Source organism: Pseudomonas sp. DR48, assembly GCF_019823085.1.
Taxonomy (GTDB): Bacteria; Pseudomonadota; Gammaproteobacteria; order Pseudomonadales; family Pseudomonadaceae; genus Aquipseudomonas.
Map to the genome: position 1 here is coordinate 3,262,373 of NZ_CP081946.1, position 24,233 is coordinate 3,286,605.

The window sequence follows — 24,233 nt, forward strand, 5'->3', positions numbered from 1 at the left end:
TTTCCATGATAGGAATCGATAGAAACACCGGCGCATCAGTCGATGACTGGCCGCAATTTGTGCAGCGCGCGACCCGAGCGCTGACCACGCCTTTGGGCACTCGGCAGAAGCGTCCTTTGTACGGCTCGTTGATCCCGAATCTCTTGGGCCAAAACCTCGGCGACGACGTGCTGATGCTTGCCCAGAGCCATGCGGCGCAAGCGTTTTACAACAAGCAGAACGGCATCGGCGATTTTCAACCGCAAGTCATTGTGGCCAGCCGGCAGGGGGCGGGATTGTTGCTGCGCTTCGCCGGCACCTGGAAAAACCGTCAACAAACCTTCGAGGTGGTGACATGAGTATGTTGATCCCCGGCCAGAATCAGTTGGCCGAGCCGGCCATCGTCACCGTCGAGGCGTTTGAGGACCTGCTCGCAGAGTTCAAGACCTTCGTCGTTGAATACGTCGGCGCCCGTTCTCCCGAGAGCGCGGCGAAGCTCAAGGACAGTCTGGAAAATGAAAGCGAATTGCTGACACTGGCCCTCGAGGCCTTTTGTGTGCGGCTGCAGACCCACGAGCGCAAATACAACGCCCGGATCAAGCAAATGCTGGCGTGGTGGGCCACCGGCAGCAACCTCGATGCACGCTTGGCGGACATGGGGCTTGAGCGTCAATTGCTGGACCCGGGCGATCCGGCGGCGTTCCCGCCCGTTCCCGCGGTTTTTGAAAGCGATGACGACGCCCGGTTGCGTTATTACCTGGCACCCCATGCCCCGGCGGCCGGTTCACGGATGCAGTATCGCCGGGAAGTTTTCACCCTGGGTGAACGGCCTGCGGTGAAGGTCGAAACGGCGGCGGCGGGCGTGGTGACGGTCACGTACACCTTCAACCCGGACGGCTATGCCGCGCAGGTCAAGGATGGCAACGGGCGTCGCACCGCGCCTGGCGAAGTGATGGTCACTGTGTTGGCGCGTGAGGGCGATGGCACGCCGTCCGGCGATCTGCTCAACGGCGTTCGCCAGCATTTCGCCCGGCCTGATGTGCGGCCCGAAACAGACCTGGTGACCGTCCAGGGCGCGCAAATCAAGACCTACAAAATTCGTGTGGTGGCGAAAATCAACGCCGGTCCCGATTCCGGGCTGACCAAGGTCGCCGTGCAGCAACAGTTGCAGGCCTATGCCGATTCCTGTCATCGCCTCGAAGGGCGAGTCGATCCGAGCTGGATCGACTACACGCTGCACAACGCCGGTGCGGTTCAGTTGCAAATCCTTGAACCGCTGGCGCCAATTGTGACGACAGCTTTCCAGGCGCCCTTTTGCACGGGGGTCGAGGTCGAGGTGGATACGTTATGAGTGACGACACACCTGGGCCGAGTCTGCTCCCGGCCAACAGTTCACCGCTGGAGAGGGCGCTGGATCTCGCGTTCGGCAAACTACTTGAGCGCATAACGCCGCCGTTTCCAGCGTTGATGAACCCCGGCGAAACACCATTGGCGTTCTTGCCGTACCTCGGCGCGGATCGCGGTGTCAGCGAGTGGAGCTCCGAAGCACCCGAAGCGGAAAAGCGTTTAACGGTAGAGCTCGCCTGGGCAACCGCGCGGCAGGCAGGTACTCGCAAAGCACTGGAAAACGCCGCCAAAGGTTTGCAGCTGCAACCCGACGTGCGTGCCTGGTACGAGCAATCGCCACCCGGTCAGCCTTACAGCTTTTCCGTCAGGGCTTTTACCGAACAGCCTTACAGCGAAGAAATCGATGCGCGTCTTGATCGACGCCTGGCGGACGCCAAAAGCGAACGCGACACCTTGAAAATCTCCGTAGGCCTGAGCGCCTTCGGTCATCACGTCATCGGTGCCGCCACTGTGTGCGGCGAGCTGGCCACGATTTATCCGATTGTCATCGAAGGGCTCGAAGCCTCAGGTCAGGTCTTTATGGCGGCCGGGCTCTACGCCGTCGAAACCTCCACTATTTATCCTCAGGGGTCCTAAATGGCCGACTATTACACCCTGCTTACCAATGCGGGGATTGCCTACGAAACTGCCTGCAAGGCGGCGGGCACACCGATCAAGCTGTCGCAGATTTCCGTCGGTGACGGCGGTGGTGCAGTTTACAACCCGGCGGCAACCGACACCGCGCTCAAGCGCGAAGTCTGGCGCGGGCCGCTCAATGCACTGTTCCAGGATGAGAAAAATCCGAGCTGGTTGCTGGCTGAAGTGACCATCCCACCGGATGTTGGCGGCTGGTATGTGCGCGAGGCCGGGATCTGGACAGATACTGGGATTCTGTACGCCATCGTCAAATACCCGGAATCGTTCAAACCGGTTTTGGCGACGTCGGGTTCGGGGAAAGAGTTTTACATTCGCTCGATTTTCGAGACCAGTAATGCGTCGTTGGTGACGTTGTTGATTGACGATACGGTTGTTAGGGCGACGCGTGCGTGGGTGATGGGTTATCTCGCCGATGAGTTGGCCAAGCTCGACGGCAAGCAATCGGTTCGTGTGGCAACCACGGAAAACATTGTATTGAGTGGTGCGCAGCAAATCGACGGCGTCGCGGTGCTGTCTGGACAGCGTGTGCTGGCGGTGGCGCAAACGGCGGCGAAAGATAACGGTATTTATGTCGCGGCTAACGGCGCGTGGGTACGTTCGGTCGACGCCAACACCAGCGCCAAGGTAACGCCGGGCCTGACGGTAATGGTCGAAGAGGGCACTGCTAACGCGGATTCTCTTTGGCACTTGGTCACGAATGGCCCGATAACGCTGGGCACTACTTCGCTGAGCTTTGAAATGCTCGCCGGCAGGACGGGAATTCAGGCTGGTACTTACAAGAGTCTGACGGTCGATAAGTATGGGCGTGCCACGGCGGGGACGAATCCGGAAACTTTGGCGGGGTTTGGCATCAAGGACACGTACACCAAGGCTGAAATTGAGGCGATGATTGCGCAGGCTTCGGCTCTTCCAGTGGGCGCTGTGGTCGCCTTTCCAAAGACCACCGTGCCACCGGGCTTCCTTGAAATTGATGGCAGCGTACAGAGCATCGCGACTTACCCGGATTTGTACGCGTATCTGGGCCCTACCTTCAATACGGGCGGCGAGGGCGCCAGCAACTTCCGTTTGCCTGAGTCACGTGGCGAGTTTCTGCGCGGCTGGGATCATGGCCGCGGTATTGATGGCGGTCGAACAATCGGTAGTTATCAGGTTGATACCTTACAGAACATCACCGGTACGTTTGACGGCTTTCTCGATATCACCACGGCAGGTGGCGCGTTCACGTTAAGCAACTTTAGCGCGTCCACAAATCCGCTCAACCAGAAAGGCGCCTACCACGGCGTGAATTTTGATGCTTCTAAAGTGGCGCGCACCTCCGTAGAAACGCGTCCCCGTAACCTGGCCGTCTTGTGGTGCATCAAGGCCTGGAACGCGCCGATCAATCAGGGAAACATCGATGTCGCAGCGTTGCAGGCGCTGGCTGTGCAAGCTACTGAAATCAATCGTGGTACGGCCAAGATCGCAACTCAAGCGTTTACCGATGCCGGTGCCGATGACAACACAATCGTGACGCCGAAAAAACTTTGTTGGGGATTCCAGATTCTCAAGGCCGCAAATGGTTACGTGGTTTTCCCGACATGGTTGGGAGGTTTCATTATTCAATGGGGTTATTCCACGATCCCATTGGGGGCAACGGTTGTTCCGTTTCCATTGAGCTACCCGAATGCTTGCTTTGGTATTCAAGCTACGCCGTTCAACGTTAGTGGCGCAGCTGATGTTATCGAGTATACAGCGCTCCCGACTAAGACCGGATTCACGGCTGTTGGTGTTAGTTCCGGGGTAACGGGGTCGCCTGCGCAAACAGCTACCAATTTTTACTGGTTTTCAATTGGGTACTGAGGGATACGGCATGAAGTTCGTAACATTTGATACGGCGGGTGTTCTCAAATCCCGTCTGATTCTTGGAGTGAATGATATTCCTGAGGATGCTGTGGAGGTTGATGAAAGCCTTTGGATGCGGATTACCCAAGAGTTAGATGGTGTGTGGAAGCAGGGTTATGACGGTGTAATTTCGAAGGATCCATTTCCCGCGTTGCAGCACCCTGAGTACACCAGCGAGGAAGTCGAAGCTCTGCGCCTTCGGGCTTATGGCAACCCGATCACCGGTTCGGATCGATTCTTCGCCCAGGCGCAGCGAATGGAGACGATGGGAGAGCCTGGCTGGGAAGTAATCCGTGCTAATGGAGTGCGGCGGTTTAATGAAATCCAGCAAGAATTCCCGTGGGTGGCGTCCGCCGCTGAAGCAACCGAATAAACGCCCCGCACCGTCGGGGCGTTTTCTTATCCGCTATTTACACCCAACAGCCCCTTCTTAAAACCAAGGGGCTTTTTCGTTTATGGAGAAACCCAAAATGGCAGAACGCCAAACCTACACCGTCCTCGTCCCATTCCCTGTCGGGCGTGGTCACTGGTCGACCGCTGGCCAGGAGCTCGACCTGCTCGACGTCGAAGCCAATGCGCTGCTAAGTGCCGGTCGCCTGGAGCTGAAATCCACATCCACCCAGGCCGAACCGGCCGCTGCCAAGAAGGCTGAATAACCATGGCTGAGGTTTTGAACTTCGAGCACAACGGCATTACCGTCAATGCTTCCGAATCCCCCGAGGCCATGGGTGGTCTCGGTGACAACGTCATTGGCTTGATCGGCACCGCGCCGAAGGCCGATCCGCTGATTCCGCGTAACTCCCCGTTCCGCATTAACAGCTTCACCACCCAGGCGCTGCTCGATCCGACCGGCACTGAATCGGGCACCTTGTTCCACGCGGTGTTCCAGATTCTGAAAGTGGTCAAGGTGCCGGTCTACGTGGTCATCGTCGAAGAGGGCGCGGCCCCGGCTGACACCATCAACAACGTGATTGGCGGCATCGAGCCAGTGACCGGTCGCAAACTCGGCCTGGCCGCACTGAGCGGTGTGCCGGAAGACCTGACCATCATCGGCGCACCAGGCTTCACCGGCACCAAAGCCGTGGCCAGCGAGTTCGCCTCGTTCGGCAAGCGCATCAAGGCGCGGGTGGTGCTCGACGGCAAGGACGCCTCGGTCGCTGATCAAGTGACTTACAGCCAGGAACTGGGCGGTGCAGACCTCGGTTTCGACCGCTGCCTGGTCGTGCACAACATGCCGGCCGTTTACTCCAAGGCGGCGAAGAAAAACGTCTTCCTGTCGCCATCGAGCCTGGCCATTGCCGCGCTTGCCAAGGTCAAGCAGTGGGAGAGCCCGGGCAACCAGGTGACCTACGCCGAAGACGTGTCGCGAGTCGTGGAATACAACATTCTCGACACCTCCACCGAAGGCGATCTGCTCAACCGCTACGGCATCAGCTACTACGCCCGCACTGTCCTCGGTGGCTTCTCGCTGCTGGGTAACCGCTCCATCACCGGCAAGTTCATCAGCTACGTCGGCCTTGAAGATGCGATTAGCCGCAAGCTGGTGAAGGCCGGCCAGAAAGCCATGGCCAAGAACCTGACCAAGTCGTTCATGGATCAGGAGGTCAAGCGCATCAATGACTGGCTGCAAACCCTGGTCGCCGACGAAACCATCCCTGGCGGCAGCGTGTACCTGCACCCGGAATTGAACAGCGTCGAGAAGTACAAAAACGGCACATGGTTCATCGTCATCGACTTCGGCCGTTACGCGCCAAACGAACACATGGTTTATCAACTCAACGCCCGCGATGAAATCATCGAGCAGTTCCTGGAGGATGTTCTCTAATGTTTACCAACCGTGTAAGACAGGCCATCGCGGCCACCCTGCAAGGCCTGCCGTTGTCGGCGACCGTGGAAGAGTTCACCCCGCCGAAGATCGAGTTCGATATGGAACCGATGACCGGCGGACGCTTCATCGCCGAGGAAATGGCCAAGAGCGGCAAAGTGCTGACCTCCAAGTTGATCCTGCAAGGTGCCGGACCAGAGATCATGCTCGCCCTGGGCGTGAAGCTGGGCGACGACATTCTGCTGAACGTGCGTGAAGCTGGCCAGGATCAGGACGGTAACACCTGGTTCACCTATCACACCGTTGGCGGCAAGTTGAAATCCCTTGAGGAAGCCGTCCTCAAAATGGGCGATAAACCCAAGAGCACCCTCGAACTTTCCTGCCGCACCTACAACCGTCTCGAAAACGGCATTCCGGTGATCGACATCGACGTGCGTACCCAGAAGTTCATGCTCAACGGCGTGGATATTATCGGTGATGCCCGTCGCGCAGTGCTGATCACATAACCCCTCGCACTACCTCAATACAACTCAGCTAAACGCAGTCCCTGTGGAGAGCGAGCCGGCTCCCACAGGTTGCACACCCAAGGAATTCATTTCATGTCCTGGACACCTCCCGTTCATGCCCTGTTGTCGCCGATCACCGGCGACGATCAGTCGGCCATCGAACAGATTCAACTCAAACCGTTGTACTACGCCGCACAGAAAGAGGCCCTGGCCCGTGCCGGCGACGATGAGGACGACCAGTTTTTCGAACTGGCCAAATTAGCCACCGGTCTTTCGGTCAAGGAACTCGACCAGCTCAAACGCCCGGACTACGTGAGCATCGCGCAGTACGTGCATGAGATGTCGACCCGTCCGGCGTCATATTTTTTACAGCCGGATATCGAAGCCGTAGCCGTGGACGATCCCGATCAAGTGCAACTGCTGCAACCGCTCAATGCAGCGGGACGCAGCCTGACTTCGCTCACCCTGGAAATGCCGGTCCTGCGCGCCACCAAGGCGATGAAAAAACTGAAAACGGCCAAGGAACGCGCCGAGTTCATCACCGCCCATTGCACCGGCTTGATGCTTCCCGACCTGGACCTGTTGACCGTGCCCGACTGGACACAGCTTCAGGTACGCATCGACGATTTTTTAAACAAACCGGCGGACTTCTTTCGGAGCGCGACATCGAAGTAATCCTCGATGTCGTGCCGCTCATTTACTCGATAAGTGAGGCGGAAATTCTGGAATGGGACGCCGGCAAGGCATTGCGCCGATACGACATAGCGATCACTCGCCTTGGCGTGAAAAAGGAGTAGAACGGGATGGCCGAGAGCAAATATTCGCCGCCCGGTGCGGAAATAAATCGAATTGAGCTGCCGCAACTCGGCAGTGCATCAAAAATGTCGGGGCTTGCTGGTAGCGCAGATCCTTTGTCAGGCCTGAACCTGGCACTCACCACAGCGAGCCTCGACATCCATCTGTTGGTAGACGCGCAGGAAAAGCTGCGCGAAACCTTGGCATCGTTGAACAGCACCCTTTCGTCGCAGCAGTCGCTGCTCAAAACGAACGCATCGGCCCCTGCGTCACCCAGCGAGGCGAAGTCGAAGCTCAAGGCCGAGGTCGACCAGCGAGCCCCGCCAGCCATGCTCAAGTCTGCGATGGCGACAGAGTTCGCGATGGTCGAGCTTAATCAGGTACTGAAACTGGACGATGCCCAGTTACAGAATTTGTCGAAAGCCACTCAAGATATGGCCACTGACAAGCAGGTCGCCCCGAGTGGGGCAACGGTGGTTCAACTGGCTCAGGTCGAATTGGCGGCGGCGAAGTCGGGGGTCGGGCGTGGGCTTGAGCCATCCCAAAAACAGGAGGCATTACTGAATTTCACTCGCGATAGCGCGGTGATGGCGTCGGCATTCAACCTCGATATCAAGGCCGCCAGCGAGATGCTGCTGGGTTGGCGCTCTTCGATGAAGCTGGATCGGGTCCAAAGCCAGAATCTGGCAGATGCGACCAACCACCTTGGCAACAGTGGTTTGAATGTCAATGCAGCCGATATCGGCTCAGTCGTGCAACAGAGTGGTGAAGCTGGCATTGCTTCGGGCTTGTTGCCTGAACAAGTAGCGGCCCTCGCTGCAGCGTTCTTGAATAGCGGTGTGGACAAGGCCGGCGCCGGTGTGGCTTTGAAGAGCTTCACCACCGGGTTGGCCAAAGGGGACACGGCTTCACCGGAGCAACGTAAGGCCTGGGCGGAACTTAACCCAAAATTCAGTCCCGCAATGATAGCGGACGGCCTGCGCACTGACGCCCTCGGAACGATCAATCAGGTACTTGAAGCTCTGAGCAGCAAATCCCCAAAAGAACAGCAGTCGCTGACTAAAACACTGTTCGACGATAACACGGGGATTCTTGAGCTGTTGAAGAAGCCGGAAGATGCCCGGAATGCTCTTTTGCTGGTGTCCGAGAGAACCAAAGACGGGGCACTGCCAACGTTCACAGGCTCCGTCGCGAAAACCGCCGAAGCGCTGGGAGAAACCTCTCAAGGGCGGTGGAACGCACTCGATGCGAGTAACAACCGGATGTTGGCGGCGGGAGGCAATGCTCTCGCACCGTTGACCGACGGCTTGATGGTATCGCTAGGCGCCTTGGCCGATGGCTTGAGTAGCGTTGCTGAAGCACAGCCTAAAACCACAGCAGGATTGCTTGTGCTAGCCGGAGTACTCGCAGTGGCGCGCGGCGCAGAAATCAAGGTCGCAATGGCCTCCGCCATCACCGCCGCGGCGACCAGGCTTTTGGTTCTGGCCGGTGCGCGACCGATTCCCGAGGTGTCTGACGCAACGGTTGACGTGAAGGAGCGAGCTCGCAAGGGCAAAAGGAAGAATCTGGGAGCCAGTCAAGAAAAAGGCGCAACTCCGGGTAAAAGCTCGAGCAAACCTGCGCCAAAACTGCCACGCATGTCGACAAGAAGTCGCTTGCTGAGCGCCGCTAAAATGGGTTCGGCGGTCACTAAACGGATCGCACCACTGAGGCTGCTCAGCGCTGGCTACGATGTCGTCAAAGGCCTGGAGGAGGGAAACACCAAAGCTGTCAGCGGGGCGCTGGGCTCCGCAGGTGGCGGGCTAGCGGGGACGTATGCCGGTGCCGCTGCCGGTGCAATGATCGGCAGCGTCGTGCCCATTCTGGGCACGGCAGTCGGTGGAGTGATTGGTGGTTTGTTGGGCGGCATGGCAGGCAGTTGGGGAGGGGAATGGCTGGGCGAAAAACTTGCCGCACCTGCCGACCAACTCGCCGCACCGGACCAGGTCAGCAAAGACCTGACTAGTGCCCAAACGAGCAGTCAGCAGAACTCGATGACGGCGAACATTTACATCAATGGCCAGGATCAGGCCAGCGCCAGTCAGTTGGCGAATCTGGTTGTGCAACAGATCACGGGCCAATTCGGACTTATGACCCTGCCCAACTCACTCGCCATGCGAAGTGACGCGGCCCTGACCGATGGAGGTAGCTGATGCGTCAGCAAATGGTGTTGGGCACTTTCATTTTCGGCCTGTCCAGAAACTTCGCTTACCACAACTTGATGCGCGGAGCGGACGGTGGCTGGCAGAGCGTCGACGCTGCCACCGGCAAACCCATCTCCAGTCAGACCGGCCAAGGCCTGCAAACCCTGAAGATAACGGGCAAATCGATGTACACGACGGCCATGGATCGGCTTGATGAGTTGCGTGCATTGCAGGCGCTGCGTGTCCCTGTGCCGTTGGTTGACGGCATCGGTCGCAATTGGGGGCTATGGCAGATCATCACGGTGTCCGAAACCCAGTCGAACGTGATTGATGACGGCACCGCGATGGTGGTCGATTGGTTCATCGATTTGTTGGAGTTCGCCAATGCGTAATGTTCGAAGTATCGCCGGTGATTCGGTGAATCTGTTGCTCTACCGGGCGCTTCAGCGCTGTGACGATGCCGCAGAGGAGTCGCTTTGGCGCCTCAATCCGGGGCTTGCCGAATATGGTCCGGTATTGCCGGCGGGTGTGCGGGTGCTCCTGCCCGAGCTGGACTCAAAACCCATTGCACCCAAGCCGGCTTCGGCCTGGGATTAAGGAGGCGGCATGTCACTTGGTTTCACACCCTCGGTGGAGATTTACGGCGCGAATGCTGCGCTGCTCAACGAGCGATTGATTTCATGGCAGCACATCGATGCGGCGGGGATAGAGTCCGATCAACTGACGCTGACCATTAATCTGGATGGACTCGAAGGATTGCCGAGCCTGGGCGGAAAAATCGGCTTGCGAGTGGGCTATGTGGAATCGGGTCTGGTTGATAAAGGCGAATTCGTGATCACCCGGCGCACGCCGACGCTGTTTCCCTTGCGTATGACGCTGGTGGCCACGGCGGCACCGTTCAGTGCTGCGGATGAAACCGGCTTCAAGCAACGGCGATCCGTCAGCCATGGTCCGACCACCGTGGGGACGCTGTTTCGCCAGTTGACGTCCAGGCACGGATTTTCACCGCGCGTCGCCCCTGAACTGGCGCAGATCCAGATTGAACACATCGACCAGTCCAACGAGACGGACATGGGGTTTCTGACCCGCCTGGCCACTCTCCATGACGGTGTCGCCAAGCCGATCAATGATTTGTATGTGCTGGCGCGACGTGGGCAGGCGAAGTCGCTGTCGGGCAATGTCATGCCGGACATAAAGCTCTCCGTGACGACTGACAATCGTCCGGGCGAGGAGGCTTTTATCGCGGCAACCCTCGAAGAAACCGCTCGGGCGAAATACCAGGGCTGCAAGACCAGTTGGTGGGATGCAGCCGCCGGGAAAGTGCGTGTCGAGGAAAGCGGCATCGCGCCGTTCAAGACCCTTCGTCAACGCTATCAAAGTGCAAACGACGCCCGGGCCGCCGCTGAGGGCGAGGTGCGCCGGATGATGCGTGAAGCATTGAAGGTGAAGATCGACTGTCCCGGCAATCCAGGTTTGTCCGCCGAAGGTCTGGTGCTGCTGGACAGTACGTGGCCCGATTTCATGCGCGGTCGTTGGTCGATCGACAAAGTTACGGCCAGTGGCAGTCGTCAGAACAGCTATCGCTGTTCAATCGAGGCGACCTGCCTGGACGCTCGGTCCTAAGGACATTAAGTGATTTTTGCCGGTGGCGGCCGAGCAACTTTTCATCCTTTCCATGGAGGTCACCATGACTGTTACGCAACAACTGCTGGAAACCATCATGCCCAACGGCCGCCCCCAAGCGGGCGTTTTCATTTGCGCACTCAACAACGCAATGGCTCGCTTCAACATCAACACCCCGAAACGCATTGCCGCTTTCCTCGCGCAAGTCGGCCATGAATCCGGGCAGTTACAGTACGTGCGCGAGCTTGGCAGCGAGCAATATCTGAGCAAATACGATACCGGCGCGTTGGCCGCCCGTTTGGGCAATACGCCTGCACCCGACGGTGACGGTCAAAAGTACCGCGGCAGGGGCCTGATCCAGATTACCGGCCGCGACAATTACCGTGAATGCAGCCTCGGACTGTTTGGCGACGACCGTTTGCTGTTTCTGCCAGAACTCCTGGAAAAACCCCAATGGGCCGCCGAATCCGCCGCGTGGTTCTGGCAAAAAAATGGCCTCAACGAACTGGCCGACCGCGATCAGTTCAACAGCATCACTCGTCGCATCAACGGTGGGCTTAACGGCCTGCAGGATCGTCTGTTGTTGTGGGCGCGGGCGAGGGCGGTGCTATGCCAGTCTTCGGTCTGACGCCGGTTTCCTGCCGGGCAATTGGGCTTGTTGTGTTTCTGGCTGTGTTGGCCGCAAGCTCGGCGGCGCTGGCCTGGCACTTCCAGGATTGGCGGTATGGCCGGCAACTGGCGGTACAGGCTCGCGTGCACGCCGAGGCGTTGAATCGGCTGGCGCAGGCTGCGGCAACGCAGCAACAGGCCGAGCAGGACAAGCGTCTGGCGCTTGAACAGCGTCTTTCAAACAGTGAACAAACCCATTTTCGAGCGCTTAGCGATGCCCAACGTGATCAAGGTCGCTTGCGCGATCGTCTTGCCACTGCTGATGTGCGCTTGTCAGTCCTCCTCGATGCCGATGACGCCGCCTCAGGCTGTTCAATGCCAGCCACCTCCCGCGCCGGCGGCATGGATCATGGAGGTGCGCGAGCCCGACTTGACCCGGCGCATGCTCAACGAATTATCGCCATCACCGACGCCGGTGACAGCGGATTGATTGCCCTGCAAGCGTGTCAGGCTTATATCAGAGCCGTCACTCGCTAACATTTTGATCAACCCTGCGCCTTGCAAGCGCGATCTGCTCGTGTACGGTAGTTCCCATTCCGCTCGATCAGGAGAAGCCCGTGAAAGAAATCACCCAGCTGGCCGCTGAGCTTGGCAGGCGCATGCAGGTTCTCAATGCCCACGTCACCACCGCCGAGTCCTGCACCGGCGGCGGCATCGCCGAGGCGATCACCCGTATCCCGGGGAGCTCGGCGTGGTTCGAGGCCGGCTATGTGACGTACTCCAATCGCCAGAAAACCCAGCAGTTGAATGTGCCGACCGAGTTGTTCAATACGGTCGGTGCGGTCAGTCGCGAGGTGGTTGAGGCGATGGTCCGCGGTGCACAGGACAAAAGCCAGGCGCATTTTGCCGTGGCGGTCAGCGGCGTGGCAGGGCCGGATGGCGGTTCTCCAAGTAAACCGGTGGGCACCGTGTGGCTGGCCTGGGGCGTTGGTGAGCGGGTCTTCAGCGAGGAGCAGCACTTCGCCGGTAACCGCGATGAGGTCCGCCGACAAACGGTTAAGGCCGCGCTAGAGGGGCTGCTGCGCCATGCCGCGGGAGAAATCTCAAATCAGGGGTAGGCGATCCTGAAACGCTGTGGAATAATACTGGCTACTTATACAGGTGTTGGCCGTCAGGCCTTATTGATTACGTGAGGACTTTAATGGACGACAACAAGAAGAAAGCCTTGGCTGCGGCCCTGGGTCAGATCGAACGTCAATTCGGCAAGGGTGCCGTAATGCGTATGGGCGATCAGGACCGTCAGGCGATCCCGGCTATCTCCACTGGCTCTCTGGGGCTGGACATCGCGCTCGGCATTGGCGGTCTGCCAAAAGGTCGTATCGTTGAAATCTACGGTCCTGAATCCTCCGGTAAAACCACGCTGACGCTGTCGGTGATCGCCCAGGCTCAAAAAGCCGGCGCGACCTGCGCATTCGTCGACGCCGAACACGCACTCGATCCTGAATACGCCGGCAAACTGGGCGTCAACGTCGACGACCTGCTGGTCTCCCAACCGGACACCGGCGAGCAGGCCCTGGAAATCACCGACATGCTGGTGCGTTCCAACGCGGTTGACGTGATCATCGTCGACTCCGTGGCCGCACTGGTTCCGAAGGCTGAAATCGAAGGCGAAATGGGCGACATGCACGTGGGCCTGCAAGCCCGTCTGATGTCCCAGGCGCTGCGTAAAATCACCGGTAACATCAAGAACGCCAACTGCCTGGTGATCTTCATCAACCAGATCCGTATGAAGATCGGCGTGATGTTCGGCAGCCCGGAAACCACCACCGGTGGTAACGCGCTGAAGTTCTACGCCTCGGTACGTCTGGACATCCGTCGTACTGGCGCGGTGAAAGAAGGTGATGAAGTCGTCGGTAGCGAAACCCGCGTCAAAGTCGTGAAGAACAAGGTAGCTTCGCCGTTCCGTCAGGCCGAGTTCCAGATTCTCTACGGCAAGGGCATCTACCTCAATGGCGAGATGATCGACCTGGGCGTGCTGCACGGTTTCGTTGAGAAGTCCGGCGCCTGGTATGCCTATGAAGGCACCAAGATCGGTCAGGGCAAGGCCAACTCGGCCAAGTTCCTGGCAGACAATCCGGAAATCGCCGCCAAGCTCGAGAAGCAACTGCGTGACAAGTTGCTGACCCCTGCGCCGGACGTCAAAGCATCGCCAGTCAAAGAGACTGCTGATGACCTGGCTGACGCTGATATCTGATTGATCCGATGACCGCCGTACTCGATACACTCGTCGCGGTGCGGCGAACCGCAATGGACCTGCTCGCGCGACGCGAGCACGGTCGAGTCGAGCTGACGCGTAAGTTGCGTCAGCGCGGCGCTCTCCCTGAAATGATCGACACCGCACTCGATCGTTTGACGGAAGAGGGTCTACTCTCCGAATCCCGTTACCTCGAAAGTTTCGTTTCCTACCGCGCCCGCTCCGGCTATGGCCCTTTGCGTATTCGTGAAGAACTCAGCCAACGCGGCCTGCAGCGTGCAGATATTGAACTCGCTTTGCGCGAAAGCGGTATCAGCTGGCAGGAGCAACTGGAAGATACCTGGCGGCGCAAATTTGCCGGGCATCTGCCGATAGACGCCCGGGAACGTGCCAAGCAAGGGCGTTTCCTCAGTTATCGGGGATACTCCATGGAAATGATCAGCCGCTTATTCAGTGGTCGAGGAATGGATGATTAATAAAAACGGCCCGCTATTTCGATAGCGGGCCGTTTTTTTTGCCTCACGTCACCTTGGATGGTTCGCGCGTGCGCTGTTGCGGCTGGGGTTTTGAATGGGCCCAGTTTTCCGGCAGGTTGATGTAATCCACCAGTGCCCTTAGGCGGCCATGATCCCGAGCGTTGAAGTTGAAGGCCAGTCGCGCCAGATGACTGAACTGCGGTTCGTCATGCTCCTCGCCGCTATAAGCGTGCTGATGGAAATGATCGCTCAGGCACAGGTCGGCAAAGGCTTCTTGCATGTGTTCGAGCGCCCGGTCGCTGAGCTTATGGTTCATGCGAATCACGAACTGATGCTTGAGCCAGCGGCTGGAGTGGAAGTTGCTGTAGAACTGGTTGATCTGCTCCACCGCTTCTTCGGCGCTGTAGACCAGGCTCACCAGCTTCATATCGGTTGGCAGGATGTAGCGATTTTCCTCCAGTTGATGGTGAATGAAGTCCAGCGCGCCTTGCCAGAAGGTGCCGCCCGGCGAGTCCAGCAGTACCACAGGCACCAGCGGGCTTTTACCGGTCTGAATCAGCGTCAACACTTCGAGCGCTTCATCCAGGGTGCCAAAACCACCGGGGCATAGAACCAGCGCATCGGCCTCTTTGACGAAGAACAACTTGCGGGTAAAGAAAAAGTGGAACGGCAGCAGGTTGGCAGTGCCCTGGACAGTGGGATTGGCGTGCTGCTCGAAGGGCAGGGTGATATTGAATCCCAGACTGTGTTCAAGGCCCGCACCTTCGTGGGCGGCGGCCATGATGCCGCCTCCTGCACCGGTAATGACCATCAGGTCCGAGCGAGCGAGTGCCGCGCCGAGTTCTCGGGCCAAGGCATACAGTGGATGTTCGATCGGTGTACGGGCCGAGCCAAAAACGGTGACCTTGCGCCGTCCCCGAAACTGCTCGAGCACCCGAAAAGCATGTTCCAGTTCGCGCAGGGTTTGCAGGGTGATCTTGGCATTCCAGCGGTTGTGATCTTCCTGGGCCATGCGCAGCACGGTCAGGATCATGTCGCGGTAAATCGGGGTGTTGGGGCTGTTGGGTGAAACCAGGTTGAGTTGTTCTTCGACCTTGCTGATGAGGTCGTGGCCGCTTTCTTCAAAATGACGGCTCAGGAGGTCATTCGGTTGGTAAGGCATTCAACTTCTCCTTCCATACAGGCTTTGTTGTTCCCTTGGAGAAAGAAACATTCGCACAATTTAGACGCAGGTCGGGCAGCCCCTTTTCTGCCACAAAAGATGATCGTTAATACTCTGAATCTAGACCCTTGCAGAGATTCTCGCTGGCTTGATGATTGCGCCGCAAAGTCTTTCCTGGCAACCGCTTATTGACGATTTGCAAAGTGATTTCACCGTTCGTCTGAACGCAAGCCAAGCGTCTGGCGCTCTGATTTACTAAATTACAGGCGTGACACGACAGCTTTGCGTCAAAGGCGCGACGCATCGGTTGATGCAGTTCAAGGAATTTTTCGCTCGAAGGGGCGAGGTGCAGGGAGGCTGGAAGCGATGGCCAGAGTCATTCTGGAGATCGATACGCAACTGTATCGATTGTTGAAGGCATCCGCCGAGACCAATCATTTGAGTCTCGAGGAAGAGTGCTGTCGGCGTCTGGAGGGGGCCGACCGGCGCTCACGTTATCTGCAAGCGCTGTTGGCAGAACTGCGCGCCGAGGATGAACAACGGCGCGCCAATTCCCGATGATTACTTCTTCTTGGCCGGGGTCGCTTTCGGGCAATCCGATTCCTGATAACTGGCAGAGCCGATGGCGCGGTTGGTCTTCACCTCGGTGAAGTCGTAACGCATGACTGCGCCCTTGGCCATCAGCTTGCGGTACGAGGGGTTGTTGCACACAGAGGCGCCAAGCTGGAAATACACCGCTTTTGGGTCTGCACGCATCTTTTCGGCGTGGCTGCTTTGCACGCTCAAGTGATTGATCAGCGTCTTGCCTTCAACGGTGTAGCCCTGATCAAGAATGTCTTCGTTGATCGCCCGTGGAGTGCCAACACTGCTTTGTACGGCGACATTTTGCAGCTCTCTGTTGAGATTCTGCTCACTCAAGGATGCAGCCTGAGCGCTAAAGGACGACGCCAGCAAAATGGCAGCGGTGGGAACGATAAGGCGCAGCATGAAACTCTCCTGGTTCAGTGACTGGTGATTCGACCCGTCACATGACTGTGCGTTCAGTGGCGCAGAATTATAGGGGAGGAGGCCTGGGCGGTACAGGCTTGCACCGGCTGCTCTGATAAACTGCCGCGACTTTTTGCCCTTGCGAGTGTTTTTCGTGTCGATTTTCCATCCCCTGCGGTGTTGCCTGCGATGAACCCTGTCACCCTGCGCTTTGCCGCAAACGCCGTCGCCCGCTTGCGCGATCAGCGAGAGGAGGAGGGCATCAAGCCGATTCAGGCCCGTGGCTGGAGGGCGCCGCGATGCCGTGATTGCCGCGTGATTGAAAGTCATTGCCTGTGTGCCTGGCGCCCGTTGGTCGAAGCCCGCTCGGGCGTGTGCCTGATCATGACCAACAAAGAAGTGTTCAAGCCAAGCAACACCGGTTGGCTGATTGCCGATGTGGTGCGCGATAACCATGCGTTCATCTGGTCGCGTACGGAAGTCGATCAGCAACTGTTGGCGCTGTTGTCCGATCCGCAATGGCAGCCGTATCTGGTCTTTCCGGGGGAATACGTTGAACCCGAACGCGTCACCAACAGCGTCGAGACCGATAGCACCAAGCGTCCGCTGTTCATTCTGCTGGACGCCACCTGGACCGAAGCCCGCAAGATTTTTCGCAAGAGCCCGTATTTTGATCGCTTGCCGATCTTGAGCCTGCTGCCCGAGAAGCTGTCACGCTATCGACTGCGCCGTTCCACCCGCAGCGAACATTTGTGCACCGCTGAAGTGGCTGCACTGTGTCTCGATCTGGCCGGTGATACCGAGGCCGCGTCAGCGCTGGACGCTTATTTCGACGTGTTCAGCCAGCATTATCTGGATGCGAAAAACCAGCTGGACATGAACCTTGCCACACCGGCCCACGCCGAGCTGATGCCGTTTATTCATAACGACGTCCCCGTCATGTCCTGATTGTCGCCCATACTGCAAAGAACTGTACCGGTTATGCATCTTGACCACCCCGGTTTCGCTGGGCATGCTTGGCGCCGATTGGGGCGCGGCCATCGTTTGATACGCCGTATTTTTACGTGAATAGCCATGTGATTGGCGTTGAACGTGCCCTGTTGGTGCATCTGCGTGGCTGCACCTGGAGTTGTTTGAAAAACAGGATCATTTGAAAAATGGCCACATACGAAATCCTGATTGCCGATGACCATCCTCTTTTTCGTAGCGCGCTGCATCAAGCGTTGACCCTTGGCCTAGGCCCGGATGTCCGTCTGGTGGAAGTGGCGAGCATTGCCGAGCTGGAAACCCGTCTGGATGAAAAGGCCGATTGGGATCTGGTGTTGCTGGACCTCAACATGCCGGGGGCTTACGGTTTTTCCGGGCTGGTGTTGTTGCGCGGCCAGTACCCGCAGATTCCGGTGGTCATGGTCTCGGCCCAGGAAGAAGCCTCGATCATGGTGAAATCCCGCGAATTTGGCGCCAGTGGCTTCATTCCCAAGTCCAGTGACCTGAGCGTCATCCAGAAAGCCGTTCGCGCGGTGCTCGACGGCGATGTGTTCTGGCCGCCTCAAGCGTTCGAAGCGGTGAGTGTTTCCGCAGAAGCCAAGGCCGCCAGTGAAGGCCTCGCCAGCCTGACGCCCCAGCAGTTCCGGGTGTTGACCATGGTCTGTGAGGGCTTGCTGAACAAGCAGATTGCTTACGAGCTGAGCGTTTCCGAAGCGACGATCAAGGCGCATGTCACGGCGATTTTTCGTAAGCTGAATGTGCGTACCCGCACCCAGGCCGCGCTGCTTCTGCAACAACTTGAGTCAATTTCGAGCCACTGAGTATTGGCTTATTCACGCTTTTTTGACTTTGGTTGATCTAGTTTCCCCACTCTTTTTTTGGTCAGTTGCCCACCCTATGTCACCTTTCAAAGGCCAAACCGGCCTAAAACGTATCCTTAACGCCTCCGGTTACTCGCTGGACGGTTTGCGCGCAGCCTTCACCGGCGAAGCGGCTTTTCGGCAACTGGTGCTGCTGAATGCCATCCTGATCCCGCTTTCGTTCTTTCTGAACGTCAGCCGTGTCGAACAGGCGTTGCTGATCGCGGTCTGCCTGTTGGCGTTGATTGTCGAATTGCTCAATTCGGCGGTGGAAGCGGCCATCGACCGCATTTCCCTTGAGTTGCACCCGCTGTCCAAGAACGCCAAGGACATGGGCAGCGCCGCTCAGCTCGTGGCGTTGAGCATGATCGCGCTGGTGTGGGCGGTGATTCTGCTTTAAGCGATGGTAGGCAGGACGATCTCGTCGCTGCGTTGCACCCCGGCGGTGAACGCGCGGCACAGGTCGAGAAACTCGCGCATCGCCGAGGTCTGATATTTCTGTTTGTGCCAGATGAAGTAGAACTGCCGCGCCAGGTCCAGATCTGGCGTTTCCACCGGCACCAGGCTGCCGCGGCGGAAGGCATCGCGCAGTGCCAGTCTGGAAATACAGCCAATCCCCAATCCCGACTCTACCGCGCGTTTGATCGCTTCGGTGTGTTCCAGCTCGAGTCGGATATTGAGTGTGCTGCGATGGTGACGCATCGCCTGGTCGAAGGTCAGCCGTGTGCCAGAGCCTTGCTCGCGCAGGATCCACGCTTCGTGGGTCAGCTCCTCCATGCTCGCCTTGCCGCGCTTGGCCAGTGGATGCTGAGGCGCACAAAACACCACCAGCTCATCTTCGACCCAACTTTGCACTTCGATGTCCGGGTGGCTGCAGTCGCCTTCGATTAGACCCAGATCAATTTCGTAGTGAGCGACTTGTTGCACGATATTGGCTGTGTTTTGTACATGTAGCTTCACCTGGCTTTCGGGATGGCGTTGCATGAAGCTGCCGATCAGCAAGGTCGCCAGGTAATTGCCAATGGTCAGGGTCGCGCCGACCGCCAGGGAGCCGAAACCGGACTTGCCGTTGAGCAAGTCTTCGATTTCCTTGGCCTGGTCGAGCAGCGCCACGGCTTGTGGCAATAGCTGCTTGCCCAAGGCGTTAAGGCTCAGCCGTTTGCCGGCGCGGTCGAACAGCTGGCAGCTGGACTGGCGCTCTAGCTCGGTGATCGAGGTGCTCGCCGCCGATTGCGAGAGGTTGAGCAAGCCCGCGGCACGGGATACGCTTTCCTGCTGGGCGACAGCGACGAATACTTGAAGTTGACGGAGAGTAAATCGCATATCTATATAACCGATAACCCTTATCTTAATAATCCATTTAACAGATATTGTCGCTGCCATTAGAATGCGATGCAATTGCGCACATCATCGGCGCAGGCAAATCTCCAGGAGTCCCACGTACATGAGCAACATGAACCACGAGCGTGTCCTCAGTGTTCACCACTGGAACGACACTCTGTTCAGCTTCAAGTGCACCCGCGATCCGGGCCTGCGCTTCGAGAACGGTCAGTTCGTGATGATCGGCCTGCAGCAGCCCAACGGCCGGCCACTCATGCGCGCGTACTCGATTGCCAGCCCGAACTGGGAAGAGCATCTCGAGTTCTTCAGCATCAAGGTGCCTGATGGCCCGCTGACTTCCCAGTTGCAGCATCTGAAGGAAGGCGACGAGATCATCATCAGCAAGAAGCCTACCGGCACCCTGGTGCTGGATGACTTGAAGCCTGGCAAACATTTGTACCTGCTCAGCACCGGTACCGGTCTGGCGCCGTTCATGAGCGTCATCCAGGACCCGGAAACCTACGAGCGTTTCGAAAAAGTGATCCTGTGCCACGGCGTACGGTACGTCAATGAAGTCGCTTACCGCGAGTTCATCACCGAGCACCTGCCGCAGAACGAGTTCTTCGGCGAAGCGCTGCGTGACAAGTTGATCTACTACCCGACCGTGACCCGCGAGCCGTTCGAGAACGAAGGTCGCCTGACCGACCTGATGCGCAGCGGCAAGCTGTTCAGCGACATCGGTCTGCCACCGATCAACCCGCAGGACGACCGCGCCATGCTGTGCGGCAGCCCGAGCATGCTCGACGAGACCAGCGAAGTGCTGAACAGCTTCGGTTTGAAGGTTTCGCCACGGATGCGCGAGCCGGGTGACTACCTGATCGAGCGTGCGTTCGTCGAGAAGTAAGCACAACGCCTGACGGCTTTGCTTTCCCTGTGGGAGCGAGCCTGCTCGCGATAGCGGTGTCTCAGTCAGCATTACTGTCGACTGACACACCGCTATCGCGAGCAGGCTCGCTCCCACAGTGGTTTCTGGCATTCAGGTTTTTGCGGGAATGACTTCCAGGACGCGGATCACGCCGGCTTCGGGATAATGCCAGCGCACATCCAGATCCCAGAATTGCGCCCCATATTCGCGCTCCGGCGCAGGAATCTGGTACGCCGGCCGTGGGTCTTGCGCCAGGCATTGCTCGATCAGTGCCACCAAAGGCTCTTCAAGGCGCTGAGCATGGCTATGAGCCTGTTGCAGCGCTGAGTCCGTCCACTGCACGGGAATCAACGATGGCGCAGCGCTGGCGATGCTATTGGAGGCCGTGTCGATAATGTCCGCGTAAGGCACATACGGTTTGATGTCGAGAATCGGCGTGCCGTCGAGCAGGTCGATTCCCGATATCCACAGCCGATTGGCTTCCACCTTGTCCAGCTTCACCACGGATTGACCGATGCCATTGGGCCGGTGTGTCGCGCGGGTGGCAAACACGCCCATGGATTTGTTACCGCCCAGGCGAGGCGGGCGGACTTTCAGGCGTGGTTTTTCTTCAAGGGCTTGATGAAACAGGAACAACAGCCAGACATGGCTGACCTGCTCAAGACCTTGCACCGCGTCACCTTGATCGAACGGCGCCACCAGCTCCAGCACGCCGCGAGCGGCCGGGGCCAGTTGCGGCTGGCGCGGTATGGCGAATTTCTCCTTGAAACAGGAGCGCACGAAGCCGATGGGGGAAACGCTGTAGGTCATGGTCTGGGGTCGAAGCGGGTAAGAGGCAGGCATGATAACCCGAGCGGCCAAAGGATCGGTGGTGCCTGTCAGTCCGCCATCGCGGGCAAGCCACGCTCCCACAGGGTTCGGGGCGAACACATATGTTGTGTACGGCATAAATCCTGTGGGAGCGTGGCTTGCCCGCGATGGCCGCGCCGCCGATTTAGAGACTAAACCCACCATCCAGCGGAATGATATTCCCGGTCATATACGCCCCTGCCGTGCTCGCCAGGCTGATCGCCAGCGCCGCCATTTCTTCCTCCCGGCCCCAGCGCTTCATCGGTATCAGTGCCGTATCGTCCGCCAGCGCCTGCTCGTCATTGCCAATGTGCTGGGTCATCTTGCTCGGGAAACGCCCCGGGGCAATGACGTTGACGTTGATGTGCTGGCTCACCAGTTCCCGGGCCAGGATTCGAGACAGTTGATGCAGGGCCGCTTTACTCGGGCCGTAGGCATACGCCTCTTCACCAAAGGACGAGATCCCGGCGACCGAGCCGATATTGATGATCCGTGCCGGATTCGCTGGCGAACCGGCCTTTCGCAGCAGCGGCAAAAACTGCTGGATGCAGTTGAACACCGACGTCACGTTGAGCTGCATGACTTTCTCCCAGCCCTTGACCGGGTAACTCTCAAGCGGCGCGCCCCATGTGGTGCCGGCGTTGTTCACCAGAATGTCCAGCTGACCGATCTGCTCACTCAGGTGCGCGGCCAATTGCTGGACGCCTTCCTCATGAGCCAGATTGGCAGCTATCGCATGACACACCCCGAAGGCGCTCAGCTCATCGGCGGTTTGCCGGCAGGCCTCGGCATCACGGGCGCACACATAAACGCTGGCGCCGGCCTCGACATAGGCCTTGGCGATCATTTTGCCGATACCGCGGGTGCCGCCGGTCACCAGAGCGGTGCGGCCTTGCAGGGAAAAGTACGGGTGCATGGCGAGTCCTGAGAGCTGAGGGTCATTACACCCTAGTCGTCAGCCGCCGGAAGCGGAGCCACTATTTTTGCGAGGAATGGGGGGCCATTCGGCCCAGCTGCACGTTTCAAGCTGCAAGCTGCAAGCAGACACGATCCGCTTGCAGCTTATAGCTTGCGGCTGCCTTTACGCTCTCACTCGAAGAGTGAGCCCCTTGAGGAAGTTGCGCAGCAACTGGTCGCCGCATGCCCGGTAATTGCTGTGGCCGACCTTGCGGAACAGCGCGCTCAGCTCGGGCTTGGACACCGGAAACTCCGAAGCCTTGAGGATGGCGTGCATATCGTCTTCTTTGAGTTCGAAGGCCACGCGCAGCTTTTTCAGGATGATGTTGTTGGTCACCGGCACTTCAATCGGTTGCGGCGGACGGCTTTCGTCCTTGCCGCGCTTGAAGATCACCAGGCCGTCGAGGAAATGCGCCATGACTTCGTCCGGGCAGCGTACGAAGCCTTCCTCGTCTTCCTCTTTCTTGTCCAGGTACGTCAGCAGGTCTGCCAAGGTGACGTCCATGCCGCCGAGCTTGATGATCTCGATGACTTTCTTGTCGCTGATGTCGAGCATGTAGCGCACGCTGCGCAGTACGTCGTTATGGATCATGGTGTGCAGTCCTGATATTCAGCAGTGGGCGCCGCATAAACAGCGGCGCCGAAATGTATGGCGGCGTGAAAAGTCTTAGAACTTCTCTTTGCCGGACAGGTAGCGCCATTGCCCCAGCGGCACTTTGCCGATGGACACTCCGCCAATGCGGATGCGGCGGATGGCGACGACCTTCAGGCCGACGGCCTGGCAAAACAGGGCGATCACGCCCGGTTGTGGGTTCTTCATCGCAAAGCGCAGGCGATTTTCGTTCTGCCAGCTGGCCTTGACCGGCGGCAGTTCCTTGCCCTTGTAAGTCAGACCGTGGTTCAGGCGGTTGAGGCCGTGAGCCACCATGTCGCCTTCAACCTCGACCACATACTCTTGCTCGATCTTGGCGGAATCGGCAGTGAGTTTGCGCAAGATCTTCCAGTCCTGAGTGAACACCAGCAGACCGCTGGCGTTGGCTTGCAGGTCGGTGCTGGCGGTCAGCCGCAGGAAGTGGCCCTTGAGCGGACGTTTGCTGAAGCGGTGTTCTTCGCTCAGGGTCTCGGCGCTGATGCTGGCCATCGCCGTTTCCGCGTCCATCCCGGCCGGCACGTTGAACAGGATAGTCACCGGCTCTGGCGCGGTGGCCTTGGCTTCCGGGTCGAGCTCGACTTTCTGGGTGTCGACCTTGAACTGCGGCTCGTCGATGACTTCGCCGTCCACGGTGACCCAGCCGCCCTCGATGAACAGCTCAGCCTCCCGACGGGAACAGCCGACGAGTTCGATGAGGCGTTTGGAGAGACGAATCGGGTCAGTCATGACAGGGCCGTAACAAAAAAGGGGTGGGCATTGTACCTGCGTGGCGCCGGTTAATCCCGGCTCCATTTGCCGCATGTGCTTTTAATGTTGTGTCAGCCATTGCGCGTCAATGGGTGCGCCTGGCGCAAGCGCATATGCAACAACGGATAGGGCTGGCCCATGCCATCGAGTTCCGAACGACCGATCACCTCAAAGCCTTGCTTGAAGTAAAACCCCAGCGCCTGCGGGTTCTGTTCGTTGACGTCCAGCTCATCGGCGTTCAAATGTTCCATGGCATAGCGCAGCAACTGCTTGCCCAAACCCTGGCCGCGATGGGCCGGGTCAATGAAGAGCATTTCGATCTTGCCCGCTGCGACCCCGGCAAACCCGGTGATGCGCTGGCGCGTGTCCCTGGTGCAGATCAGCATCACTGCGTCGAGGTAGCGGGTCAGCACCAGGTTCCTCAGCAGTTCGATGTAGCTGTTCGGCAGGAAGTCATGGGTGGCGCGCACCGAGGCTTCCCAGACGCGCGTGAGTTCTTCGTAGTCGCTCTGTTTCGGCGTGTGGATGACCGAGTGTTGGCGCATGGCCGGCTGCCCCTTTTACCGTTGATTGTGCGAGTCCTTTCTCCCACAAAACGATAGACGTAAAAAAG

31 protein-coding genes are annotated in these 24,233 nt (G+C 58.4%); 23 read left to right on the forward strand and 8 right to left on the reverse strand.

All coding sequences use genetic code 11. The features are described from left to right. Positions 1 to 5 precede the first annotated feature (5 nt). The 18 genes from K5K95_RS14635 (at position 6) to recX (ending at position 14,174) form a co-directional block, all read left to right on the forward strand. Positions 6 to 338, forward strand: a complete 333-nt coding sequence (locus K5K95_RS14635) for a phage baseplate protein (RefSeq protein WP_222589993.1) — start codon at positions 6 to 8, stop codon at positions 336 to 338. Then, positions 335 to 1,330, forward strand: a complete 996-nt coding sequence (locus tag K5K95_RS14640; protein ID WP_222589994.1) for a baseplate J/gp47 family protein — start codon at positions 335 to 337, stop codon at positions 1,328 to 1,330. The genes K5K95_RS14635 and K5K95_RS14640 overlap by 4 nt, the downstream gene beginning before the upstream one ends. Continuing rightward, positions 1,327 to 1,962 carry a phage tail protein I gene (locus K5K95_RS14645; RefSeq protein ID WP_222589995.1) on the forward strand — a complete coding sequence of 212 codons (636 nt, stop codon included), beginning with the start codon at positions 1,327 to 1,329 and terminating at the stop codon, positions 1,960 to 1,962. Before K5K95_RS14640 ends, K5K95_RS14645 begins: the two co-directional genes overlap by 4 nt. After that, positions 1,963 to 3,861 carry a phage tail protein gene (locus tag K5K95_RS14650; RefSeq protein WP_222589996.1) on the forward strand — a complete coding sequence of 633 codons (1,899 nt, stop codon included), beginning with the start codon at positions 1,963 to 1,965 and terminating at the stop codon, positions 3,859 to 3,861. A 10-nt stretch (positions 3,862 to 3,871) separates the two neighbouring features. Beyond that, positions 3,872 to 4,276 carry a hypothetical protein gene (locus tag K5K95_RS14655; RefSeq protein ID WP_222589997.1) on the forward strand — a complete coding sequence of 135 codons (405 nt, stop codon included), beginning with the start codon at positions 3,872 to 3,874 and terminating at the stop codon, positions 4,274 to 4,276. Positions 4,277 to 4,373: 97 nt separating this feature from the next. Continuing rightward, on the forward strand, positions 4,374 to 4,559 hold the full coding sequence (locus tag K5K95_RS14660; protein WP_222589998.1) for a hypothetical protein: 186 nt from the start codon (positions 4,374 to 4,376) through the stop codon (positions 4,557 to 4,559). A 2-nt stretch (positions 4,560 to 4,561) separates the two neighbouring features. Then, on the forward strand, positions 4,562 to 5,728 hold the full coding sequence (locus tag K5K95_RS14665; RefSeq protein WP_222589999.1) for a phage tail protein: 1,167 nt from the start codon (positions 4,562 to 4,564) through the stop codon (positions 5,726 to 5,728). Further along, positions 5,728 to 6,234 carry a phage major tail tube protein gene (locus K5K95_RS14670; RefSeq protein WP_222590000.1) on the forward strand — a complete coding sequence of 169 codons (507 nt, stop codon included), beginning with the start codon at positions 5,728 to 5,730 and terminating at the stop codon, positions 6,232 to 6,234. Before K5K95_RS14665 ends, K5K95_RS14670 begins: the two co-directional genes overlap by 1 nt. Positions 6,235 to 6,327: 93 nt before the next feature. Continuing rightward, positions 6,328 to 6,909, forward strand: a complete 582-nt coding sequence (locus tag K5K95_RS14675) for a phage tail assembly protein (RefSeq protein WP_222590001.1) — start codon at positions 6,328 to 6,330, stop codon at positions 6,907 to 6,909. A gap of 128 nt (positions 6,910 to 7,037) precedes the next feature. After that, complete coding sequence (locus K5K95_RS14680; protein WP_222590002.1) at positions 7,038 to 9,221, forward strand: phage tail tape measure protein; 2,184 nt, start codon at positions 7,038 to 7,040, stop codon at positions 9,219 to 9,221. Then, positions 9,221 to 9,604, forward strand: coding sequence for a phage tail protein (locus K5K95_RS14685; RefSeq protein ID WP_222590003.1), 384 nt, complete (start codon positions 9,221 to 9,223; stop codon positions 9,602 to 9,604). The genes K5K95_RS14680 and K5K95_RS14685 overlap by 1 nt, the downstream gene beginning before the upstream one ends. Then, entirely contained in the window at positions 9,597 to 9,809 is a 213-nt protein-coding gene (locus K5K95_RS14690; RefSeq protein WP_222590004.1) for a tail protein X, read from the forward strand. Before K5K95_RS14685 ends, K5K95_RS14690 begins: the two co-directional genes overlap by 8 nt. A 9-nt stretch (positions 9,810 to 9,818) precedes the next feature. Continuing rightward, on the forward strand, positions 9,819 to 10,835 hold the full coding sequence (locus K5K95_RS14695; RefSeq protein WP_222590005.1) for a contractile injection system protein, VgrG/Pvc8 family: 1,017 nt from the start codon (positions 9,819 to 9,821) through the stop codon (positions 10,833 to 10,835). A 64-nt stretch (positions 10,836 to 10,899) separates the two neighbouring features. Next, positions 10,900 to 11,463: a glycoside hydrolase family 19 protein gene (locus tag K5K95_RS14700; RefSeq protein ID WP_222590006.1), complete on the forward strand. Its 564-nt coding sequence runs from the start codon at positions 10,900 to 10,902 to the stop codon at positions 11,461 to 11,463. After that, a complete protein-coding gene (locus tag K5K95_RS14705) occupies positions 11,445 to 11,981 on the forward strand; it encodes a lysis system i-spanin subunit Rz (RefSeq protein WP_222590007.1) in 537 nt (178 codons plus the stop codon). Before K5K95_RS14700 ends, K5K95_RS14705 begins: the two co-directional genes overlap by 19 nt. 80 nt (positions 11,982 to 12,061) lie before the next feature. Further along, positions 12,062 to 12,562: a CinA family protein gene (locus K5K95_RS14710; RefSeq protein WP_222590008.1), complete on the forward strand. Its 501-nt coding sequence runs from the start codon at positions 12,062 to 12,064 to the stop codon at positions 12,560 to 12,562. Positions 12,563 to 12,645: 83 nt separating this feature from the next. Then, entirely contained in the window at positions 12,646 to 13,698 is a 1,053-nt protein-coding gene (gene recA, locus K5K95_RS14715) for a recombinase RecA (protein WP_007907270.1), read from the forward strand. Positions 13,699 to 13,706: 8 nt separating this feature from the next. Continuing rightward, positions 13,707 to 14,174, forward strand: a complete 468-nt coding sequence (recX, locus tag K5K95_RS14720) for a recombination regulator RecX (protein ID WP_222590009.1) — start codon at positions 13,707 to 13,709, stop codon at positions 14,172 to 14,174. A 43-nt stretch (positions 14,175 to 14,217) separates the two neighbouring features. On the opposite strand, the gene K5K95_RS14725 is transcribed toward recX, so the two are convergent. Then, on the reverse strand, positions 14,218 to 15,336 hold the full coding sequence (locus tag K5K95_RS14725; protein WP_222590010.1) for a TIGR00730 family Rossman fold protein: 1,119 nt from the start codon (positions 15,334 to 15,336) through the stop codon (positions 14,218 to 14,220). Positions 15,337 to 15,702: 366 nt separating this feature from the next. Here K5K95_RS14725 and K5K95_RS14730 point away from each other — a divergent pair, with 366 nt between their 5' ends. Then, the gene (locus tag K5K95_RS14730; RefSeq protein ID WP_090187710.1) at positions 15,703 to 15,897 is read left to right on the forward strand and encodes a hypothetical protein; all 195 of its coding nucleotides are present in this window, start codon (positions 15,703 to 15,705) and stop codon (positions 15,895 to 15,897) included. Here the strand turns inward: K5K95_RS14730 and K5K95_RS14735 are convergent, their stop codons facing one another. Beyond that, a complete protein-coding gene (locus K5K95_RS14735; protein WP_222590011.1) occupies positions 15,898 to 16,323 on the reverse strand; it encodes a PA3611 family quorum-sensing-regulated virulence factor in 426 nt (141 codons plus the stop codon). A 189-nt stretch (positions 16,324 to 16,512) separates the two neighbouring features. On the opposite strand from K5K95_RS14735, the gene K5K95_RS14740 reads away from it, so the two are divergent. The 3 genes from K5K95_RS14740 to K5K95_RS14750 all read left to right on the forward strand — a co-directional run bounded on the left by K5K95_RS14740 (position 16,513) and on the right by K5K95_RS14750 (position 18,570). After that, the gene (locus K5K95_RS14740; RefSeq protein WP_222590012.1) at positions 16,513 to 17,271 is read left to right on the forward strand and encodes a tRNA-uridine aminocarboxypropyltransferase; all 759 of its coding nucleotides are present in this window, start codon (positions 16,513 to 16,515) and stop codon (positions 17,269 to 17,271) included. Positions 17,272 to 17,480: 209 nt separating this feature from the next. Continuing rightward, on the forward strand, positions 17,481 to 18,131 hold the full coding sequence (gene erdR, locus K5K95_RS14745; protein WP_052966391.1) for a response regulator transcription factor ErdR: 651 nt from the start codon (positions 17,481 to 17,483) through the stop codon (positions 18,129 to 18,131). 76 nt (positions 18,132 to 18,207) lie between these two features. After that, positions 18,208 to 18,570, forward strand: a complete 363-nt coding sequence (locus tag K5K95_RS14750) for a diacylglycerol kinase (protein ID WP_019580981.1) — start codon at positions 18,208 to 18,210, stop codon at positions 18,568 to 18,570. Here K5K95_RS14750 and K5K95_RS14755 read toward each other — a convergent pair. Then, a complete protein-coding gene (locus K5K95_RS14755) occupies positions 18,567 to 19,493 on the reverse strand; it encodes a LysR family transcriptional regulator (protein WP_222590013.1) in 927 nt (308 codons plus the stop codon). The two genes, K5K95_RS14750 and K5K95_RS14755, sit on opposite strands and share 4 nt — an antisense overlap. A gap of 121 nt (positions 19,494 to 19,614) precedes the next feature. Here K5K95_RS14755 and fpr point away from each other — a divergent pair, with 121 nt between their 5' ends. Then, positions 19,615 to 20,394, forward strand: coding sequence for a ferredoxin-NADP reductase (fpr, locus tag K5K95_RS14760; protein ID WP_003443014.1), 780 nt, complete (start codon positions 19,615 to 19,617; stop codon positions 20,392 to 20,394). Between the two features lie 132 nt (positions 20,395 to 20,526). Here the strand turns inward: fpr and tsaA are convergent, their stop codons facing one another. From tsaA to K5K95_RS14785, 5 genes are all read right to left on the reverse strand, one after another. Beyond that, positions 20,527 to 21,225, reverse strand: coding sequence for a tRNA (N6-threonylcarbamoyladenosine(37)-N6)-methyltransferase TrmO (tsaA, locus tag K5K95_RS14765; protein ID WP_222590346.1), 699 nt, complete (start codon positions 21,223 to 21,225; stop codon positions 20,527 to 20,529). Between the two features lie 184 nt (positions 21,226 to 21,409). Then, positions 21,410 to 22,180: an SDR family oxidoreductase gene (locus K5K95_RS14770; RefSeq protein WP_222590014.1), complete on the reverse strand. Its 771-nt coding sequence runs from the start codon at positions 22,178 to 22,180 to the stop codon at positions 21,410 to 21,412. Positions 22,181 to 22,345: 165 nt separating this feature from the next. Further along, positions 22,346 to 22,813, reverse strand: coding sequence for a DUF1456 family protein (locus K5K95_RS14775; protein ID WP_090187687.1), 468 nt, complete (start codon positions 22,811 to 22,813; stop codon positions 22,346 to 22,348). Positions 22,814 to 22,888: 75 nt separating this feature from the next. Beyond that, positions 22,889 to 23,599: an rRNA pseudouridine synthase gene (locus K5K95_RS14780; protein ID WP_208671566.1), complete on the reverse strand. Its 711-nt coding sequence runs from the start codon at positions 23,597 to 23,599 to the stop codon at positions 22,889 to 22,891. Positions 23,600 to 23,691: 92 nt separating this feature from the next. After that, a complete protein-coding gene (locus K5K95_RS14785) occupies positions 23,692 to 24,165 on the reverse strand; it encodes a GNAT family N-acetyltransferase (protein ID WP_222590015.1) in 474 nt (157 codons plus the stop codon). Between the last annotated feature and the right edge of the window lie 68 nt (positions 24,166 to 24,233).

What these genes read in the sequence shown, in the direction of transcription:
- K5K95_RS14635 (WP_222589993.1), top strand. Translation starts at nt 6, where the DNA reads ATGATAGGAATCGATAGAAACACCGGCGCATCAGTCGATGACTGGCCG.
- K5K95_RS14640 (WP_222589994.1), top strand. Translation starts at nt 335, where the DNA reads ATGAGTATGTTGATCCCCGGCCAGAATCAGTTGGCCGAGCCGGCCATC.
- K5K95_RS14645 (WP_222589995.1), top strand. Translation starts at nt 1,327, where the DNA reads ATGAGTGACGACACACCTGGGCCGAGTCTGCTCCCGGCCAACAGTTCA.
- K5K95_RS14650 (WP_222589996.1), top strand. Translation starts at nt 1,963, where the DNA reads ATGGCCGACTATTACACCCTGCTTACCAATGCGGGGATTGCCTACGAA.
- K5K95_RS14655 (WP_222589997.1), top strand. Translation starts at nt 3,872, where the DNA reads ATGAAGTTCGTAACATTTGATACGGCGGGTGTTCTCAAATCCCGTCTG.
- K5K95_RS14660 (WP_222589998.1), top strand. Translation starts at nt 4,374, where the DNA reads ATGGCAGAACGCCAAACCTACACCGTCCTCGTCCCATTCCCTGTCGGG.
- K5K95_RS14665 (WP_222589999.1), top strand. Translation starts at nt 4,562, where the DNA reads ATGGCTGAGGTTTTGAACTTCGAGCACAACGGCATTACCGTCAATGCT.
- K5K95_RS14670 (WP_222590000.1), top strand. Translation starts at nt 5,728, where the DNA reads ATGTTTACCAACCGTGTAAGACAGGCCATCGCGGCCACCCTGCAAGGC.
- K5K95_RS14675 (WP_222590001.1), top strand. Translation starts at nt 6,328, where the DNA reads ATGTCCTGGACACCTCCCGTTCATGCCCTGTTGTCGCCGATCACCGGC.
- K5K95_RS14680 (WP_222590002.1), top strand. Translation starts at nt 7,038, where the DNA reads ATGGCCGAGAGCAAATATTCGCCGCCCGGTGCGGAAATAAATCGAATT.
- K5K95_RS14685 (WP_222590003.1), top strand. Translation starts at nt 9,221, where the DNA reads ATGCGTCAGCAAATGGTGTTGGGCACTTTCATTTTCGGCCTGTCCAGA.
- K5K95_RS14690 (WP_222590004.1), top strand. Translation starts at nt 9,597, where the DNA reads ATGCGTAATGTTCGAAGTATCGCCGGTGATTCGGTGAATCTGTTGCTC.
- K5K95_RS14695 (WP_222590005.1), top strand. Translation starts at nt 9,819, where the DNA reads ATGTCACTTGGTTTCACACCCTCGGTGGAGATTTACGGCGCGAATGCT.
- K5K95_RS14700 (WP_222590006.1), top strand. Translation starts at nt 10,900, where the DNA reads ATGACTGTTACGCAACAACTGCTGGAAACCATCATGCCCAACGGCCGC.
- K5K95_RS14705 (WP_222590007.1), top strand. Translation starts at nt 11,445, where the DNA reads ATGCCAGTCTTCGGTCTGACGCCGGTTTCCTGCCGGGCAATTGGGCTT.
- recA (WP_007907270.1), top strand. Translation starts at nt 12,646, where the DNA reads ATGGACGACAACAAGAAGAAAGCCTTGGCTGCGGCCCTGGGTCAGATC.
- recX (WP_222590009.1), top strand. Translation starts at nt 13,707, where the DNA reads ATGACCGCCGTACTCGATACACTCGTCGCGGTGCGGCGAACCGCAATG.
- K5K95_RS14725 (WP_222590010.1), bottom strand. Translation starts at nt 15,336, where the DNA reads ATGCCTTACCAACCGAATGACCTCCTGAGCCGTCATTTTGAAGAAAGC.
- K5K95_RS14730 (WP_090187710.1), top strand. Translation starts at nt 15,703, where the DNA reads ATGGCCAGAGTCATTCTGGAGATCGATACGCAACTGTATCGATTGTTG.
- K5K95_RS14735 (WP_222590011.1), bottom strand. Translation starts at nt 16,323, where the DNA reads ATGCTGCGCCTTATCGTTCCCACCGCTGCCATTTTGCTGGCGTCGTCC.
- K5K95_RS14740 (WP_222590012.1), top strand. Translation starts at nt 16,513, where the DNA reads ATGAACCCTGTCACCCTGCGCTTTGCCGCAAACGCCGTCGCCCGCTTG.
- erdR (WP_052966391.1), top strand. Translation starts at nt 17,481, where the DNA reads ATGGCCACATACGAAATCCTGATTGCCGATGACCATCCTCTTTTTCGT.
- K5K95_RS14750 (WP_019580981.1), top strand. Translation starts at nt 18,208, where the DNA reads ATGTCACCTTTCAAAGGCCAAACCGGCCTAAAACGTATCCTTAACGCC.
- K5K95_RS14755 (WP_222590013.1), bottom strand. Translation starts at nt 19,493, where the DNA reads ATGCGATTTACTCTCCGTCAACTTCAAGTATTCGTCGCTGTCGCCCAG.
- fpr (WP_003443014.1), top strand. Translation starts at nt 19,615, where the DNA reads ATGAGCAACATGAACCACGAGCGTGTCCTCAGTGTTCACCACTGGAAC.
- tsaA (WP_222590346.1), bottom strand. Translation starts at nt 21,225, where the DNA reads ATGACCTACAGCGTTTCCCCCATCGGCTTCGTGCGCTCCTGTTTCAAG.
- K5K95_RS14770 (WP_222590014.1), bottom strand. Translation starts at nt 22,180, where the DNA reads ATGCACCCGTACTTTTCCCTGCAAGGCCGCACCGCTCTGGTGACCGGC.
- K5K95_RS14775 (WP_090187687.1), bottom strand. Translation starts at nt 22,813, where the DNA reads ATGATCCATAACGACGTACTGCGCAGCGTGCGCTACATGCTCGACATC.
- K5K95_RS14780 (WP_208671566.1), bottom strand. Translation starts at nt 23,599, where the DNA reads ATGACTGACCCGATTCGTCTCTCCAAACGCCTCATCGAACTCGTCGGC.
- K5K95_RS14785 (WP_222590015.1), bottom strand. Translation starts at nt 24,165, where the DNA reads ATGCGCCAACACTCGGTCATCCACACGCCGAAACAGAGCGACTACGAA.